We start from the raw sequence: 18,518 nt of genomic DNA on the forward strand, positions 1-18,518 counted from the left end.
ACCGAACCTTGAGGACACAACGGTCATGATCCGGTGCAAACCGGTCTCAGGTCAGCGGATCCCAGCGCTGCGACCAGTCTTCGTCGGAATCGATGACCTTGCGCAGCAGATCGAAGGCGCGTTGCAGCGTCGGCGAGTCACGATCGCGCGAGTAGACCAGATAGGTCGGGTAGTTGAATTCCGGCGCCTTGGGCACCCGTTCCAGGGCGCCGCTTTGCAGATAACTCTGTACGACGCGGGTGCGGAAGTAGCCACTGCCGCCGTTTTCAAGAAGGTACTGCAAGCCCAGCGGACCGAGATTGAAACTCAGCGCGGCCTTGGCTTTTTCCGGCAGCGCGGCGTCGTGCTGGCGTCGGAATTCGCTGCCCCAATCGATGTACACATAAGGGTCGGGCTTTTCGGCCTGGCGCACGAGAATCAGTTTTTCTTCGAGAACCTGCTCGACTTGCAGACGCGGCCAATACTCGGGCTGATACACCAGCGCGGCATCCAGAACGCCCAACTCCAGTTGGCGCAGCAGGTTTTCGCCATCGCGGATTTCCATGCGCAGGGCGTGGCTGGGGATATTCTTGCGGATTTCACCGGCCCAGCCGAGCATCAGCGGGTTGCACAGGCTCACCTCGCCACCGATGTGCAGGACATCGTGTAAACCCTCGGGCAACGGCAAATCACGCCGCGCGGCTTCCCAGGTTTGCACCAGCTGATTGGCGTACACCACGAACGCTTCGCCGTTGGGCGTCAGGCGGGCACCGGCACGATTGCGCACGAACAGAGTGCTGCCCAGCTGGCTCTCGAGTTTTTGCACCCGTGCGGTGATCGCGGTCTGGGTGACATGGAGTTTTTCCGCGGCGGCAGCCAGGCTGCCATGGCGGACGATTTCGAGGAAGGTGCGGGCGAGGTCGATGTCCATGGGGTGGCCGGTGTGAGAGGTTCAGGCATTGTAAGAGCGGATACCTCACTGGCACCACTCATACCCTGTGGCGAGGGGGCTTGCCCCCGTTGGGGCGCGAAGCGGCCCTTGGCGTCCTTCCGATAAGTCGAAATCAATGGTGGGACGACTGCTTCGCAGCCGAACGGGGGCAAGCCCCCTCGCCACAGGACCAGCAAAAACGACGAATCCCGCCACTAAGGGCGGGATTCGTTTGTAGCAGGCACGCTCCCGAAGTTCGGAAGCCCAGTGCTTACGACGGGAACAGCTCGGACAGTTTCATCGCCAGCATCATGTCGCCTTCAGCGCGCAGTTTGCCGCCCATGAACGCTTGCATGCCGTCAGTCGAACCGTCGACGATGCCTTCCAGGGTTTCGCCGTCCATCACCAGGGTCACCTGGGCGTCCGGGTTCTCGCCTTCCTGCAGTTCGCAGGTGCTGTTCTTGACGATCAGCGAGAAGTTCTTGGTGTCGTCGATGCGGAAACCGAAGACCAGGTCCAGACCGGCAGCAGCGGCTGGGTTGAACTTGGCTTTCATTGCTTGTACGGCATCAGCTACGGAGGTCATGGTTCGATCCTTTCTTGGGTAATAAGAGCTGGGTGATTACAGCCAGGGTCACAATAGTCCGGACTCAGCGAAACGTGATGAGTTCCGGGGCCTTCAACAGTTGCAGGTGCGCATGACTGTTGAAGGAAGCCAGGGACACCTCGCGACCACGAAACTTAAGCTGGTTGAGCGAGGTGTTGACGATTTGCCAGTTCAATTCAAAGGCCTGCCGGGCAGGCATTTGCGTAATCAGGTGGAGCAGGGCGGTGATGGTGCCGCCGGAGGTGAACACGGCGATTTTCTGGGTGTTGTCGGCCTGGTCGAGGATGCGATGCAAGCCGGCCTGCACCCGCTCGACAAACCCCAGCCAGCTTTCCAGGCCCGGTGTGTCGTAGGTGCCGGCCAGCCAGCGCTCGATGATCAGGGCGAAGATACGCTGGAACTCGCTACGGTTTTGCGCGGCGTTGCGCAGGATGTCCAGGGCTTCGGGTTCGTCTGGCAGCATGGCCGGCAACAGCGCGCGGATTACTGCATCGGCGTCGAACTCGTTGAAGGCGGCGTCGGTTTCCAGCAGCGGCACCGGCAGGCCCGCCGCGGCGAATTGCTCCAGCGCGCTGTTGGCCGTGTGCTGCTGGCGGCGCAGGTCGCCCGCCAGGCAGCGGTCGAAGCTGATCCCGAGTTCGGCCAGGTGGCGGCCAAGGATTTCAGCCTGAAGAATACCGGTCGGCGACAGGACGTCGTAGTCGTCTGCACCAAAGGAGGCCTGGCCATGTCGAATCAAATAGATGCTGCCCACGTCCGCGTCTTCCCGGTACGTTGAAGGTTTGGCGAGGTTATGAGGATGGCGGTGCGCTGTCAATGAAAAAACATACGCTTGTTTGAAATGCCTGTTACAGGCCTGTTGCCAGAGCTTTCACGGCTGGTCGCAAGGTCGGCGCATGGGTATGCTGGAGGTATCCCGCGCGCGTTCAAGCCGCGCATCGTTTGAGGAGTCCCTGTGGAGTTTTTTTCCGAGTACGCCATTTTTCTGGCCAAGACCGTGACCCTGGTGATCGCCATTCTGGTGGTCCTGGCCAGTTTTGCGGCCTTGCGCAGCAAGGGGCGGCGCAAGTCGTCGGGCCAGTTGCAGGTCAGCAAGCTCAATGATTTCTACAAAGGGCTGCGCGAACGCCTGGAGCAGACCTTGCTCGACAAGGACCAGCTCAAGGCCCTGCGCAAGACCCAGGCTAAAACCGACAAGAAACAGAAGAAAAAGCCCGAGGCCAAGCCCCGGGTGTTCGTGCTGGATTTCAACGGCGATATCAAGGCATCGGCCACCGAAAGCCTGCGCCACGAAATCACCGCCTTGCTGACCCTGGCCACACCGAAGGACGAAGTGGTGCTGCGCCTGGAAAGCGGCGGCGGCATGGTTCACAGCTACGGCCTGGCCTCCTCGCAACTGGCGCGTATCCGTGAGGCCGGCGTGCCCTTGACCGTGTGCATCGACAAGGTCGCGGCCAGCGGTGGCTACATGATGGCGTGCATCGGGCAGAAGATCATCAGCGCACCGTTCGCGATCCTTGGCTCGATTGGCGTGGTGGCGCAGTTGCCCAACGTCAACCGCTTGCTGAAAAAGCACGACATTGACTTCGAAGTGCTGACCGCCGGTGAATACAAACGCACCCTGACCGTGTTTGGCGAAAACACCGAGAAGGGCCGGGAGAAGTTCCAGCAAGACCTGGACATCACCCATCAACTGTTCAAGAACTTCGTGTCGCGCTATCGCCCGCAACTGGCGATCGATGAAGTGGCCACCGGCGAAATCTGGCTCGGCGTCGCGGCGCTGGACAAACACCTGGTCGACGAACTCAAGACCAGCGATGAATACCTCGCCGAGCGCGCCAGCAAGTCCGAGCTCTATCACTTGCATTACGCCGAACGCAAAAGCCTGCCGGAACGCATCGGCATGGCCGCCAGCGGCTCGGTCGATCGCGTGCTGCTGAGCTGGTGGAGCCGTTTGACCCAGCAACGCTTCTGGTAACGGGCCAGGAGATACAACAAAACATCCAGCCGGGGCATATGCCCCGGTTTTCTTTTTGCCTGCGAATGCTTGCCCGATGTCCTCCACGGCCCGGCGAAATCTCTGTAGGCAGCAGGCGACCGTTCCTGCTTTCGGCAAGGCAGCGGCTGGTTATGTTGGTGTTCCAAAAAACAGTTGCCATGGAACGCACATGAATGACCATCGGACACCGCTTCATGCCGAACATATGCCGCTGCGCGTAACACTGGAGTCTGTGGTGAGCGCGGCTTTGCCGCAGTCTCCCGCGCAGTTCGCTGCACAGTTGATCAAGGAAAAGTGGGGGCAAGACATCGACCCGCAAAACGCCCTGTTGGTCACCCTGGATTACCGCTACCGCGGGCACCCGCCGCAGGACGGTATCGAGCAAGGCCAGGTGGCAAACACGCAAACCCTGGTGCAGGCGTTGCTGGCAAACTACCAGAGCGTCGGTGACGGGCGTTTTGCCGAAAGCCTATTGGGCTTGTTCACACCGCCCGATGTCGGCCCGTCCATGCGTATCGTGGAGCATGTCGATGAATTTGCCGACCACGGCAACGGCAACCACCATACCTACGAAGGCATCTATCGCCAGACCACGCCTCAGGTGTATGGGCCGGCAACGCAAATTGCCCTGAGGCCGGCGGCGTTCAAACAGTGGGTATGGGATCTGGATCTGCAGACCCACTATCAGGCTTACCTTGATCGCGCCTGGCCGTCCGATAAGCGAATCGTCCAGGCGCAGCCTTACGATCTGAGAACCTCGGCCAAGGCCGCCTTTATCATGAGCGCCTGCCTGCAACATCAGGAGGGCAGCTTGAGTCAGGAGGGCCTGGCCCTGGCCATGCAGGCCGCCGGTTTGCCAGCGGAGCAGGTCTGGGGTGCGTTGACCATCGATCAGGTGCAGGCGCCCACTCGCGTCAGTGCGCCGATCGAAGTCGGTCGGCTGACGATCTATCGCTACACATCGGACGATATCTGGTGTTACCGCCACCGTCACAGTGGCCGGGTCTTGCTGAATATTCCCGGCAACTCCTCACCCTTGCATGAATTCGCCGATTTGCCGCACCTGCGCCAATGGATCGTGGCCCAAGCCAGGGGTGCCGCCACACGGCAAGCGCTGGTCGCGCATTTTGCCGAGGACGATCGTGAAGACGGCACCTTCCATGCGGGCGTGTTGACGGCGTTGCAGGGCATGGCGGTTTACCCGAAGGAGCACTGGCTGAAAAAGAACGCAGGGTTCTTCAATAACGACGGTTTCTGGGACCCGCAGGACTATATCGACCTTGAGCGTGTGTCGACCGACACCGATCCGTTCGCGCAACTGGTACTGACCATGAAGCAGGCCTCCATGGCCAGCGTCAAAACCATCCGTGACGATGCCCAAGTCAATCGCGACAACCTGAGCGCGGTGGTGCAGCCGCTCGTGCAGTGGATCAACCGGCTGGGGCCTTTGGCATTGTTCATTCCGGGAGGTGAGGGCGTGCTGGTGCTGGCCGGCCTGATCGACGCCGGTTACGGCCTCGATCAGGCCATCAACGGCAAAGCGCCGGAGCAGCGCTCCGAGGGCGTGACGCGCACGGTGTTCGGCTTGCTCAATGCGCTCCCGCTGGCCGGGGCGGTGGCGGCACTCAAGGGTGAAGAAAAAATCGCCGGAACGCTGCAGGATTCGGAGGAGCCGGGGAGCGAGCCGCATCCCGAAACGCCGGTCGAACCCATACCCGGATCGGTATCGGCGCCGGTGTCGACACGTGTGGAGCTGATGCGACGCGTTTGCGCACCGCTTGCTGTCTTCAGCGATGAGGTATTGGCGCAGATCGCCCGGATCAGCACGGTCGACGACGACATGTTGCGCCTTATGCAGGCCGGCCGCGCCCCGACACCTTTGCTTGCCGACACCATCACTCGCTTCAAGCTCGATCAGGAACTGGAAACCGTCACCGATCCGCAAGCACGGGCCGGATTGTTCAACGCCCGCTATCAGGCGCTTCAGCACTCGGACCAGGACTGGATTCGCCTGTTTCAGCGCGAATACCAGGGTTTGCCGAAAAATGCCGTGGAGCAGATCCTCGACCGTTCCGGGGTCGACATCAATCGGCCTGTCGATGCTGACGAGGCGCTGCAACTGTTCAAGCGTCTGGACAGCAAGGCACGCGAGTATCAGCAGCATGTACGACTCAACCGGGCCTATGAGGGCCTGTACTTGCGTTCGGTCAGTCATCCCGATTCCGATGTCCTGGCGTTGCACTCCCTGGAACGCCTGCCCGGTTGGCCGAAAGACCTACGCATTGAGGTGCTCGACGGGTCAATCAGTGGCCGGGTCCTGGACCGTTGCGGCCCGTTCGATTCCGCGGATTGCCGGCGTTTGATCAAGGTCGGTGATCGCTATCGGTATACCATGGTGGCGGCTACCGACGATGAGGGTTCGGATCTGTTTGCCGCGCTGGTCGATCTGTTGTCAGGGGAGGAACGCGCGGTGATGTCGCTGAGCTCCCCGGACGCATCCAGCCAGTTGCGCCTGCGCATTGGCGGGCGCGCCTTGTCTCGCTCCGAGCTGATACTCGGCTTGAATCGAATGGATTCGCGGTTGCCCTTCGAAGCCAGGGGGTTGCGCGGCGGCGGCTTTCCGAACACGCCACAAGGCGCTGTGCTGGCTCACGAAATCATGCGCTTGCAGGTCAAGGATTTGTATCCGGAGTTCACCGATGCCCAAGTGGACGAGTTGCTCCTGACGGCGGGTGCCCGGGCGCAAGCGCTGGTGGATCGCCTGACGCTCGAGGCGCAGCAGTTGCATGCCGATCTGTGCCACTGGGCCGACCAGGCCGTGCTGGATGCCGATGACATGGATGTGGATTTTCTGGCGGTGGGCGATGATGCCGCCGCAGGCATGAGTCCTCAGCAGGTGGCGGCGTACAATGTCGAACTGCTGCAAACCGTGATCGATTGCGAGCGTGAAGCGCGAAATGAATTGGGCGACGAGCTGATGAGCATCTGGCAAAAATGCCCGCCCCAGATCAATCGAGTCATGTCCGGCGAGGTGTGCAGCGGTTACAGACTGGACCTGGGGTACGAGGACTTCCATCGCTTGCCGACAATGAACGTTCGCTTCAATGAAGTCGTCGAGCTATCGATGCAGGGCCTGCATCTTGTCGAGCGCGAGAGCCTGAACGCTTTTCTCGAAAGTTTCCCCAATCTGCACTCCCTGAACCTGGAACGCGTGGATCTGCGTCGACTCAATGCAGACGACGTGCTGGAGGGGGTATTGCCTGCACCGGTTCGGCAAATGACTCGACTCACAACGCTCAACCTGAGGTCCACCTTTCTTCAGCTCCGGGAGAACACGGCTTCGCAGTTTCGTGATCTGGTGAGCTTGCAAACGCTGGACCTGAGTGACAACCCGTTGACTGTCCCGCCCGTGGTACTGGGGATGAATGAGTTGCGTGTGTTGAATCTGAGAAACACCGGGATCAGCCGTTGCCCGATTGGCATCGCCGATCAGCCGTACCTCACCGCGCTCGACTTGCGAGGCAACCGGATCAGCCGGGTTCCCTTCGCGATACTGATTCAGGCGGTCTCCCGGGACCGGGTGAAACTGTGGGGTAATCCGCTGACGGATGAAGAGACCTTGTTGCGTCTGGTGGATCATCGCGAACGCACCGGTATCAATCTGTGGCTGAGTGAGCCGGGTGCCGATTATGGCAGTGCGACGCCCTGGCTGGAGGAGGGCGATGAAAGCGTGCGCCTGGCGCGACAACAGATCTGGCAACGATTGGCCGTCCTGCCATCGGGCAGTACGTTGCTGCGGGTCATGGATGGATTGAGCCTGACGGCGGATTTCCAGGTCGGCTATCGGTCGCTGCAGGCGCGTGTGTGGCGCTTGCTGCAGGAAGCAGATGCGTCAGAAGAGTTGTGGGGCTGGTTGCGTCAGTGTGTCGAAACGCGGATGGCGGATGCCGAGAATCCGTTTCGGTTGTTCGTGGTGCTGGAGGATCGAGTCCGGCTGTACCGCGATTGGGTCGCCTTGGGGCGGCCGATGCCGCTGGCCGACTATCCGTTGTTTTAGCGGGGAGGGTGAAAACGCCTTGAACCCCGCGCCGGGGTTCAAGGCGTGACGGTCAGCGACGACGGAACAGCGGCAGCGGTTCGTCAGTAGCGGCCTGGTAGGTCACCGAGAAGTCCTTGAGGCCTTCAAGGGCTTCGTGCGGGTCTTTGTCGGCGCGAATGGCGAACGCGTCGAAACCACAGCGATGCATGTAGAACAACTGGTCACGCAGCACGTCGCCAATGGCCCGCAATTCGCCCTTGAAACCGTAACGGTCACGCAGCAAGCGGGCGTTGGAGTAGTTGCGGCCGTCGGTGAATGCCGGGAAGTTCAGGGCAATGACCTGGAACTGAGCCACGTCTTCGCCGATTTCCTCGGCTTCTTCATCGGCGTCCAGCCAGATGCCCAGGCCGCCGTCGCGGGCCAGGAGCATACGGCTGTGTTCGCGCCACAGCTGCAACGGCACGATGAGGTCGTCGCAGTTGCTGATCTCGTCGATGTTGAAATCCTTGGGCAGCAGGTGCCAGGTTTCGTCGACGACTTCGTTGTTTTTAATTATTCGCTGCATAGACGCGCTCCTTGAAGAGGTCGATACCAATACGCTGATAGGTGTCGATGAAGCGTTCGTCTTCGGTACGTTGTTCGATGTACACGTCGATCAGCTTTTCGATCACGTCAGGCATGGCTTCCTGGGCAAAGGACGGGCCGAGGATCTTGCCCAGGCTGGCGTCACGGCTGGCGCTGCCGCCGAGGGAAACCTGATAGAACTCTTCGCCTTTCTTGTCCACCCCCAGGATGCCGATGTGGCCGACGTGGTGGTGACCACAGGCGTTCATGCAACCGGAGATGTTCAGGTCCAGTTCGCCGATGTCGAACAGGTAGTCCAGGTCGTCGAAACGGCGTTGGATCGATTCGGCGATCGGGATCGACTTGGCGTTGGCCAGGGAGCAGAAATCGCCGCCCGGGCAGCAGATGATGTCGGTCAGCAGGCCGATGTTCGGCGTGGCGAAGCCTTGCTCGCGCAACTCGCCCCACATGGCGAACAGCTTGTCCTGCTCGACGTCGGCCAGGATGATGTTCTGCTCGTGGGAGGTACGCAGTTGACCGAAGCTGTAGCGGTCGGTCAGATCGGCCACGGCGTCGAGCTGTTTGTCGGTGATGTCGCCCGGTGCAACGCCGGTCGGTTTCAGGGACAAGGTCACGGCCACATAGCCCGGCTTCTTGTGGGCCAGGGTGTTGCGCACGCGCCAACGGGCGAAGCCCGGGTGCTGCTGGTCGAGCTCGGCCAGTGCGGCTGCCTGGTTTTCCAGGGCCTTGTAGTCCGGGTCGACGAAGTGCTTGGCGACGCGCTGCACTTCGGCTTCGGTCAATGTGGTCTGGCCACCGCGCAGGTGCTCCATTTCCGCATCGACTTTCTGTGCGAAGACTTCAGGCGTCAGCGCTTTTACCAGGATCTTGATCCGCGCCTTGTACTTGTTGTCGCGACGGCCATAGCGGTTGTAGACCCGCAGGATGGCGTCGAGGTAGCTCAACAGGTCTTGCCACGGCAGGAATTCATTGATGAATGCCCCGACCACCGGCGTACGGCCCAGGCCGCCGCCGACCAACACACGGAAGCCCAGTTCGCCAGCGGCGTTGTGCACCGGCTCAAGGCCAATGTCATGGACTTCGATGGCGGCGCGGTCGGAAGTCGAACCGTTGACGGCGATCTTGAATTTGCGCGGCAGGTAGGCGAATTCCGGGTGGAACGTGGTCCACTGGCGGACAATCTCGCACCATGGGCGCGGGTCGATCAGTTCGTCGGCGGCGACACCGGCAAACTGGTCGGTGGTGACGTTGCGCAGGCAGTTGCCGCTGGTCTGGATCGCGTGCATCTGCACGGTGGCCAGTTCGGCAAGAATGTCCGGAATGTCTTCCACGGCCGGCCAGTTGAACTGCACGTTCTGCCGGGTACTGATGTGGGCGTAGCCCTTGTCGTAGTCGCGGGCAATTTTGGCCATCATTCGCGTCTGGCGCGAAGTCAGTTGGCCGTAAGGCACGGCGACTCGCAACATCGGCGCGAAACGCTGGATATAAAGGCCATTTTGCAGGCGCAGGGGGCGGAATTCTTCTTCGCTCAGCTCGCCTGCCAGATAGCGTCGGGTCTGATCACGGAACTGCTTGACGCGGTCCTCGATGATCCGCTGATCGTATTCGTCGTATACGTACATATAAGTCCTGTTCTCAGGCTTGGGCCGGTCGGAAACAGCGGCGTTTTTTGGCTTGCTGGCGTCCGATAAAACCTCGGCAATTCTGCGCGCACGGCCGCGCACTCCCTACGGAGCCGGGGCAAGATACCAGTTTGCAGTTATGCGTAAAAGTGATGTTTGAGCATATGTAAAGAACCAAATCGCCTAATGAGAATCGTTGTTGCAAAGACCCTGTTTGTGATGCGGGCAATCGTCGTCTTTACTCTGCTCGTGTCTTTATGCAATCACCGATAAAACCGACAAGAGGCGATGCAATGAGCAACCCAACCAAAGCAAGGAAAAGCGATAGCACCGTTGATGCATGGGCAATTTTGTTCCTGATCATTCTGGTTGTGGGGACGGCGGTATTCTGGGTCAGTCATCAGTAAGCGACCCCGTCCGGGCCCGGTTCCGACGATTGTCTGACAAATACCGGAAAAATCGCCGTTTTACGGACGTCCGCTGGCTATAATGCGCGGCGAATTTCCGGGGGCTCGGACGACCAATGTTGAAGTTTCTGTGTGGCGTATTGCTGACGCTGGGCATGGTCGTGGGACCCTGTGCCCAGGCGGCGTCAGTGCTGTTCCTGAATCCGGGAACCCCCACGGAAGCTTTTTGGGTGAGTTATTCGCAGTTCATGCAGGCCGCGGCGACCGACCTGGGGATGGACTTGAGCATCCAGTATTCCGACCGCGTCTCCGAAAACACCCTCCGCCAGGCTCGCGAAGCCCTTCAGGGCCACCATCGTCCTGACTACCTGGTCTTCGTCAACGAGCAATACATCGCCCCCGAAATCCTGCGGCTGGCCAAGGGCAGTGGGGTAAAACTGTTCATGGTCAACAACGCCCTGACCCCAGATCAGACGAAACTGATCGGTGCCCAACCTGACAAGTACCCCGATTTGCTCGGCAGCCTGGTACCCAATGACGAGGAGGGCGGCTACCTGATGCTCAAGGAACTGATCCGACAGCATGGCCCGGTGGCCCCCGGCCAGACCATCGACTTGCTGGCTTTTTCCGGTTTGAAGATCACCCCGTCCGCGCAGTTTCGCGAGAAGGGCTTGCGGCGTGCCTTGGCCGAGCACCCCGAAGTGCGTTTGCGGCAACTGGTGTACGGCGGCTGGACCCGGCAACGTGCTTATGAGCAGGCCCGGTTGTTGTTCAAGCGCTACCCGCAGACGTCGCTGGTCTGGGCCGCGAATGACGAGATGGCGTTCGGTGGGATGCAGGCGTATGTCGAAGCCGGAGGTGTGCCAGGAAAAGGCGTGCTGTTCGGCGCGATCAACACTTCACCCGCGGCGTTGCAGGCACTGCTGGACCGTCGTCTGAGTGTCTTGCTGGGCGGGCACTTCAGCCTCGGTGGCTGGGCGCTGGTGCAATTGCATGACTACGATGAAGGCGTGGACATCAGCCAATACGGTGGCCGTGACCGCCAGATCCCGTTATTGCAGCTGATCGATCGGACACAGGCCAAGCGGCTGCTGGCGATGGGCACCGCGCAGGACTTCGGCGTGGATTTCCACAAACTCTCGGCCAAGGGGCGTCCCGCGTCCTGGCGTTACCCGTTCACCCTGCAAACCCTGATGCACTGAGCCCCGTCAAACCCCGACCAGAAGCAGCACCAGCTTGACGATGCCGAACAGCGTCAATGCAAACACCGCCGTGAACACAATCCCCAGAATCACGAAATGACTCGGTTTGCCGTGAGTGAAATCACGGGCCCGGTTCTTCCCGCTCTGCACCCCGAACGCTGCCGCCATGACGCTGTGCAGCATTTGCCAGAAGGTCGGCGGCTTGTTGTCGGCCGGATCGTTCATAAATCCCTCGCCTGAAGGTTGGTCCTCACAGCATAGCCAATCTGCCGATTCGTGCCGTGGCTGGCTGAAACGCGTTGTCTCGCCTTTTTGAACTTGCGGTAACTATGTACCGCAGGTGTCCAGCCTTCGGGTGGTGTCCTGTCGCTCCATTTATCAGGAGAGACAGTATGAGCATTTCATCCCGCACTTCGTCCCCGACGTCGAAGCCGTTGCTGCCAGGCAAAAGCAGCATGCACAGTGAATCGCTTGAACGCATGACCCCCGATTGGCTGATCAGCGCGACGTCCTCAAGGCGCGCCGCGATCAAAGATAGCGCAATACGCCTGCCTGACTGGTACGTGCACGCATCCGGCGCGCAACAGCAGGCACTGAGGGCAAGCTTCAACACCAGTTTTATCTCGCAGACCCGGCTGGACCAGACAATGTCCGCGCTGCACGATGCCGAAACATTCGCCGGGCCGATATTGGCCAAGGCTCTCAAGGACAGGTTCTCGATCGACGTCGACGTCAGCAAGACCTGGGTGTGCCTGCGACGCCCCCTGGAGGCTGGCGTGTTCGATATCGAAGTCTCGTCTTTCGAGGTGTTGAAGCTTTCCTTGCTCCAGGCGGCATTGCACAACTTCGAGGCCTCGGAGTGTGAAGACGGGGCCTTTCACCGTGGTTCAGGGTTCGTCGTCGAAACGCCGACCCCCGGCACGTTCAAAGATGTTGCGCTGGGCATGACGGTCAGGCAGTTCTTGTCGCTGTGCCGAACGCTGGACATCGGAGCGCAATATCAAACCTTCGTGAACGGTTTTTTCCAGCCAGCCGATACGCGGGCGGAAGCCAACCTGCGCGAGCAATTTATCGACAGCCAGAAAACCGCAATGAGGGCGGCAGCCGACCTGGCGTTGTTGAAAAAGGATATCGAGCCGCAAGACTACTCGATGATCCTTTCGGTCATTGGCGGGGAAGTCCATCCCCGGCTGGGCGACAGACAGGTCTGGTTTCGCGATCTCATCCTGATGAAGCGCCGGATGACCGGCTGCGTGGTGTTCAGCATCAGCGAGCAATATCGCTACACCAGCGATTTCATCGTCTACATCCCCCATGATCCCGAGCATCCGCTCAAGCGCTACACCTCGGCGCAGCTGAGTGACGAATTCAAGCGCCAGTTCACGGCCGGCAATTCACGGTCTGCAAGCGATGGCAGGCCGACCGCACACCAGCGCTTTTTCAGTCAGTTCGTGGCTTACGCCGACCGCCCTTACTACTTCAGCCAGTTCACCCGCAAGGCGGCGGACGCTCCAGGCGATCCGCTGCATTCCATCTGGGTCAAGGTCGCCCGGTACATTCCGCCGATCTCCACGTTCGTTGGTATCAAGGAGCTGCCCCCTGAAGCCCAGGGCAAGCGCGAACCCGTGGAAGATCCTTACCTCGACCCAATGGGTACGACGCGTAATGGCGTAGCCGGAATCTGGTCCGCCAACACCGATCTGTGGACTTATCTCTACGAGCAAAACCGCGCCAAGGTCATCGCCGATGCGCGCAGCCATGCGGTCCCGACCGCCGAAGTCGATGCGAGGGTTCGGGCGGCAAAGCTCAATCACCTGCTGGAAATCGGCATGCTGGGCTTGAACATGGTGTCGATGTTCGTACCGGTGCTGGGCGAGATCATGCTGGCGGTAATGGCCGGGCAATTGCTGTACGAATCGTTCGAAGGGGTTGTCGAATGGAGTGAGGGTGATCAGAACGCGGCCAAGGCGCACCTGATCGATGTTGCGGAAAACCTGGCGCTGATCGCGGCGATGGCTGGGGCCGGCAAGGTGCTGGGCAAGATGGCGCCGGTTGCACCCGAACCTGTGGTTGAAGGGCTGGACGCCATCAAGCACCCCGATGGCGCGACACGGCTGTGGAAACCCGACCTGAAGGCCTATGAGTGCAACGTTGAACTGGGCGATGACATCGCCCCCAATGCTTTGGGCCAGTTTCGTGCGAACCGCAAGACTTACATCCGCCAGGTGGGCAAGGTGTATGAGATCACCTTTGATTCCTCGCTGAAAAAATGGCGCATCAAGCATCCGTCCGATGTCAGGGCCTGGCGGCCGATTCTCGAACACAACGGCCACGGTGCCTGGCGCCATACGCTGGAGCGTCCTCTAGAGTGGGATCGCCTGACCCTGTTGCGGCGCATGGGCCATGGGACCGAGGCCCTGACTGACGAACAACTGCTCACCATCGCCGATGCCAGCGGCACCCATGACAATGCCTTGCGCAAGATGCACCTCGATCGCCTGCCTCCACCTCCCGGGCTGGCTGAGTTGTTGGCGGCGTTCGAGGCTGGCCCGGGGAACACCAAGGCGGTCAAGGGGCCGGTGGCGATGTTGCAGCGAGCTTGCCCGGGGCTGAGTGAATCCGCTGCCAACAGGGTGTTGCTCGATGGCAATGCCGAGGAACTGGAGCGGTGGCAAACGACGCGGCGGATTCCCTTGAACATGCTTGAAGAGGGCCGCTGGTATGCACGGCAAGGGCGCGTCAACCAGGCCTTTGCCGGGTTGCTTCTGGAGCGTATGGCATCGGCGGACAGCCGATGGCTCGCCCTGCATTCCCTGGAAAAGCTGCCGGGCTGGTCCGACGGCGTGCGCCTGGAAGTGCGCGACAGTCACGTCGAGGGGCCGCTGATCGATGGCATTGGCAGTCAGGCTGCCGACACGCGCAAATATGTGGTCAAGAAAGGGCCGGCTTACCAGGCGTTCGATGAGCGCGGCGAGGAGCTCAATGGCATTCCTCGAAATGGTGACAATTTTTATCCGTCGATCATGCACGCCTTGCCCGACGCGGCGCGCCAGGCGCTGGGTGTTCCCCATGTGGCTCAGGGCAGCCAGTTGCGTACGGCAATCATCGACTATGCCGTCACCCATCGTGGCGAGCTGGCACAAAGCCTGGAGACACGCACTGGCAAGCATGCGACGTTCAAGCCTCCGGTTCGGGTCAACGAGCGGTTGGTGGGGTACTACGCCAGCGGGCGCGGGCAAGGGATCAACCCTTCGCTGGCGATACGGGTTCGCAATGTCTATCCGGCGCTGACCGAACAGCAGGCCAACGGATTTGTCCTGGCGCAGTTGCGGGCAGGAAAAACCGACGCGCAGATTTACGGTTTGTTGCAGACCCGCCTGCGGGAGTGGGAGACGCTTGAGGCGACGCTCGATCAATGGGTTGGCGAGCCATCGCCGAGCTCTGCCCTGGAGCGCATGCTGGGCGGTAAGGCCTCGGTCGCGCAGAGTCTCAAGGATAGCTGGCGCAACTCGCCGTTGGCCGCAGAGCAGGCGCGCTTCACATTGCTTGACCTGACCTGTGACGAAGCGCTTCCTTCGTTGTCGGCGGATTTCTCCCATGTGCGTGATCTGTACGTGCGGGGCAGGTGCATCACCGATGCCAATGCCGATGCGCTGTTGGCGAATTTCCCCAGATTGAGAAAACTACGGATCAACGCCACGGGCAACCAGTTCAGCAATGTGCCCGAAATCATCGGCACGATGCCGGAACTCACCGATCTGAGCCTGTACTCATCCGCTCCCTACGCCGCCGACATGCCGACGAGGCTGAGCGCGCTGACCAGGCTCGAGTACCTCAATGTCTATTGCTCGGGATTCGCGCCGATTGCGCTGGATGTCAGCCAGTTGCGCAATCTGCGCCTGCTGGAAGTGCTTGCACCTTCGTTGTTCGAATGGCCCCGCGGGGTGCTCGAACTGCCGCGACTCGAGCGATTGAACCTCAAGGGCACCGGGATCAGGACCTTGCCCGACGGCATGTTCAACGGGCATGAAAAGCTCTGGTCCGGACTGTCGCTGGACTGGTCGAATTTCCTTCGTGAAAATTTCAGGCCGGCGTATGAGTACGCCAAAAGGCAACCCCCACACCTTGTCGATCTCGAGGAAATGGTCAGGGATTACAGCAAGGGTGAGTTGAGACGCGTTGGCGAGGGCATCAACGAGAATCACGAGGCCTTGTTCAATCAGTTTGTCGAGCAGTGGCAGGACGCCGAGGCGAGGTACGGGGCGATCGAAGCCTTGAGTGAGCAACACCATGCACTCAACCGCAACCTCAATGACTGGTCCTATCGTGTGCGTGAAATGCCGACAGCGATCAACGAAATGACAGGTCGGACATTAGCGGCCAATTCCCTGAGAGCCTGCTGGCGCAACGGCGTGTTCAAGCGCTACGGCGCTACGGTCAATGCCTCGGTGCTCGACTTGCCAAATCTGGGGTTGAGTGATTTTCCCGAGCTGCAGGCCGGTGCTTTCCCGGAGGTGCAAACGCTGTATTTGAGGGGGAGTAAAGCGCCTGCAGCACAGATTCGCGATTTCATCAGCGGGTTTTCCGAACTTCAAACACTCGACTTGCGCAGTTGCGGCCTGACCGAAATCCCCATCGGCCCCGACAATCTCGGAAAATTGACTCAGCTGGATCTCTCCAGTAACGCGATTGTTGTCGATCCAGGGGTTCAGCAAGGTCTCGACGGGCTGCAGACGCTCGAATATCTGGACCTGAGCAGCAATCCCCTGAACAGCCTGGACGTCAGCGCAATGACTCGTCTCAAGGCCTTGAATCTGCGCGCGACTGAGCTGCGGGATTGGCCGGTGGGTGCCCAGGATTTGCCGGAGCTGACCTGGCTGGATTTACGCGACAGCAAGATTTCCGAGCTACCGGTGGCGGTACTGGAAAATGAGGTAATGCTCAAAACCAATCTCGGCGGTTCGCCCTTGACCCATCAGGCTGGCGCCATGCTCCGGACCGCCTGGCAGCGAACAGAAGTTGCCAGAGTGCTGCCAGAGGGTGCCCTGCAACGGTTCGCCATGGAGCCGATACCGCTTGGTTTCCCGCCGTCCGAGAGTGGGCTTTCCATTGCGCAGCATTTGCTGACGCTGCCTGAGGTTGCGGCGGGAGAAGGGGCCGAGGTTTTCACAAGGCGTCTGCAACGTTTGAAGCCGGCACTGGCGGATGATGAAGCCTTGCAAGCGCTGGAACAGATGCGCGAGCGCGGGGCGAGCGAGGTGCAAATCAGCGAACGCCTTGCCGGTTGGGAACAGACCTTCGAAGCGCTTACGCGTCAGTTGAACGGCTGGATCTTTACACGGGGCGTGCGCGGCACAGGCTGGATGGTGTCTTCGAGCATTCGCAGGCTGGGCGCCTTGCGCATCCTCGAATGCTGGCGTCAGGGCCTGACCGGCGTGGAGGGCGTCGCCAATGCCGTTTTGGATCTGAGCGGTCTGCAACTGGGCGATCTTCCAGAGATGCCGGCAACATTCGAGCACGTCGGCAGGTTGAACCTGACCGGTGTAAAGCTGACCCCGACAGGCTCCGACGGATTCCTCAACGCTTTTACCCGGCTCAAGACCCTGGAACTCAACGGCAATGGGCTGGAAGCCATACCCGAGCCGGTCCAGCACATGGGTACGCTCGAGCGACTGGAACTGTCTTCGAACCGGCTGAGTGATGCCGAACACCTGTACGCCTCGTTGAGCAATCTGGAACGCCTGAACCGGCTTGACCTGGGCTACAACGAACTGGAGTCCTTCGATCTCGACGTTTTCGAAGCATTGGTGACACTCGATCTGCGCAATAACAATCTGGCGCAATGGCCGGACGGCGTGCTGGATGCCGCCCACCTCAGAGTCCTGAATCTGAGTGGTAACGACATCACATCGGTTCCAGCGCAGGCTCTGGATGGCAATCACAATGTCCTGATGATCGGCATCGATCTGAGCGACAACAACCTGGCGCTTGAGAGCCTCGAACGCTTGAGGGCTTACCGTGACTCGGGAGCACGCGACACCGTGCTGGGGCTCTCGCGGGCCGAACTCGACGAGTTACTTGATGATGCTCACGACGAAGGCGAAAGTGACAGCGTCGAGTCGGATGAAGAACTCCCTGACGTTGAGCCTGATTCCGCGCAAAAGACCCCATGGCTAGTCAATACACTCCCGGAGGAACTGGCCGGTAAAAGCGAAATCTGGAATCGGCTGGCGGCCGAGCCGGACAATGCTGCGTTCTTTCATTTGCTCTCGCGATTGCAGGACACCCAGGAGTTTCGGGTGGCCAATGCCGATTTGACGCGACGGGTCTGGACAGTGATGGAAGCCGCGGCCAGCAACAGCGAACTTCGGGAAGTGCTGTTCGCCAGTTCGAGTACCCATGGCACCTGTGTCGACGGGCGAATTCTCACGTTCAGCGGGCTGGAAAGCAAAGTGTTCACCCACAATGCCTTGCTCGACATTCCGCCTGGAGGCTTGAGCGTGAAGGGCGAAGCACTGCTGAAACTGTCCAGGCAGTTGTTCCGACTGGACAAGATCGATGATCTGGCGACCAAGGCCGCAGCTAATACCGGTGAGGATGAGGCCGAGGTGCGCCTGGGTTATCGAATCGGTCTGACGGAGGGTTGGGATGACGGCCTGATCCTGCCGGGTCAGCCGAAACACATGACCTATGCCTCGGGCGTCACGCGGCAACAACTGGCTGACGCGCGCGTGGAAATCGTCAATGCGGAGCGGTCCGACGGGTTTTTCGAAGACTTGATCCAGCGTGACTATTGGGTGAGTTATCTCAAGGAGAAATACCCTGAAGAGTTCAGGGCGCTTGATGAGGTGGATAGTCAGGCAGGGGAGGATGACGGTGTTGATATCGCCGATGACGCTGCCCTTTTGACTCAGATGTTCGAGCAGGCGGCGGCGCGCAACGCGAAGATGATCGAGTTGTCCCGCAAGGAGGTCGCGGGTGGGGAGCCGCAACCGGGGACCTCGGCCAGAAGCAGCTGAATCAGCCGCCGGATAACTAATGTGGGAGCGAGCCTGCTCACGATTGCGGAATAACATTCAACATCGATGTTGACTGAAAGACCGCTATCGCGAGCAGGCTCGCTCCTACAGAGGGCCTTGCCAACCAC

General features: G+C 60.2%; 10 protein-coding genes. 4 read left to right on the forward strand and 6 right to left on the reverse strand.

What is annotated here, in order from left to right; translation table 11 throughout:
* Window positions 1–46 precede the first annotated feature (46 nt).
* The 3 genes from KGA96_RS19360 to KGA96_RS19370 form a co-directional block, all read right to left on the reverse strand.
* Entirely contained in the window at window positions 47–910 is an 864-nt protein-coding gene (locus KGA96_RS19360; protein WP_046038506.1) for a LysR family transcriptional regulator, read from the reverse strand.
* 271 nt (window positions 911–1,181) lie between these two features.
* Entirely contained in the window at window positions 1,182–1,496 is a 315-nt protein-coding gene (locus KGA96_RS19365) for an SCP2 sterol-binding domain-containing protein (protein WP_007976511.1), read from the reverse strand.
* A gap of 64 nt (window positions 1,497–1,560) precedes the next feature.
* Entirely contained in the window at window positions 1,561–2,271 is a 711-nt protein-coding gene (locus KGA96_RS19370; protein WP_223514380.1) for a histidine phosphatase family protein, read from the reverse strand.
* A 201-nt stretch (window positions 2,272–2,472) separates the two neighbouring features.
* On the opposite strand from KGA96_RS19370, the gene sohB reads away from it, so the two are divergent.
* Window positions 2,473–3,495 (forward strand): protease SohB, encoded by a 1,023-nt coding sequence (gene sohB / locus KGA96_RS19375; RefSeq protein WP_046038501.1) that lies wholly within the window; start codon window positions 2,473–2,475, stop codon window positions 3,493–3,495.
* Between the two features lie 190 nt (window positions 3,496–3,685).
* A complete protein-coding gene (locus KGA96_RS19380) occupies window positions 3,686–7,573 on the forward strand; it encodes a dermonecrotic toxin domain-containing protein (RefSeq protein WP_223514381.1) in 3,888 nt (1,295 codons plus the stop codon).
* Window positions 7,574–7,625: 52 nt separating this feature from the next.
* Here KGA96_RS19380 and KGA96_RS19385 read toward each other — a convergent pair whose 3' ends face one another.
* Window positions 7,626–8,120, reverse strand: a complete 495-nt coding sequence (locus KGA96_RS19385; protein WP_223464402.1) for a DUF934 domain-containing protein — start codon at window positions 8,118–8,120, stop codon at window positions 7,626–7,628.
* Window positions 8,104–9,762 (reverse strand): nitrite/sulfite reductase, encoded by a 1,659-nt coding sequence (locus tag KGA96_RS19390; RefSeq protein ID WP_223514383.1) that lies wholly within the window; start codon window positions 9,760–9,762, stop codon window positions 8,104–8,106. The genes KGA96_RS19385 and KGA96_RS19390 overlap by 17 nt, the downstream gene beginning before the upstream one ends.
* Window positions 9,763–10,285: 523 nt before the next feature.
* On the opposite strand from KGA96_RS19390, the gene KGA96_RS19395 reads away from it, so the two are divergent.
* Window positions 10,286–11,371, forward strand: a complete 1,086-nt coding sequence (locus KGA96_RS19395; protein WP_223514385.1) for an ABC transporter substrate-binding protein — start codon at window positions 10,286–10,288, stop codon at window positions 11,369–11,371.
* 6 nt (window positions 11,372–11,377) lie between these two features.
* Here KGA96_RS19395 and KGA96_RS19400 read toward each other — a convergent pair whose 3' ends face one another.
* On the reverse strand, window positions 11,378–11,596 hold the full coding sequence (locus KGA96_RS19400) for a DUF2970 domain-containing protein (RefSeq protein WP_223514387.1): 219 nt from the start codon (window positions 11,594–11,596) through the stop codon (window positions 11,378–11,380).
* A gap of 167 nt (window positions 11,597–11,763) precedes the next feature.
* Between KGA96_RS19400 and KGA96_RS19405 the strand changes: the two genes are divergently transcribed.
* Window positions 11,764–18,390, forward strand: coding sequence for an NEL-type E3 ubiquitin ligase domain-containing protein (locus KGA96_RS19405; RefSeq protein WP_223514401.1), 6,627 nt, complete (start codon window positions 11,764–11,766; stop codon window positions 18,388–18,390).
* The last annotated feature ends 128 nt before the right edge of the window (window positions 18,391–18,518 follow it).

The sequence above is a fragment of the Pseudomonas sp. GL-R-26 genome, from assembly GCF_019947365.1.
Classification (GTDB): Bacteria; Pseudomonadota; Gammaproteobacteria; order Pseudomonadales; family Pseudomonadaceae; genus Aquipseudomonas.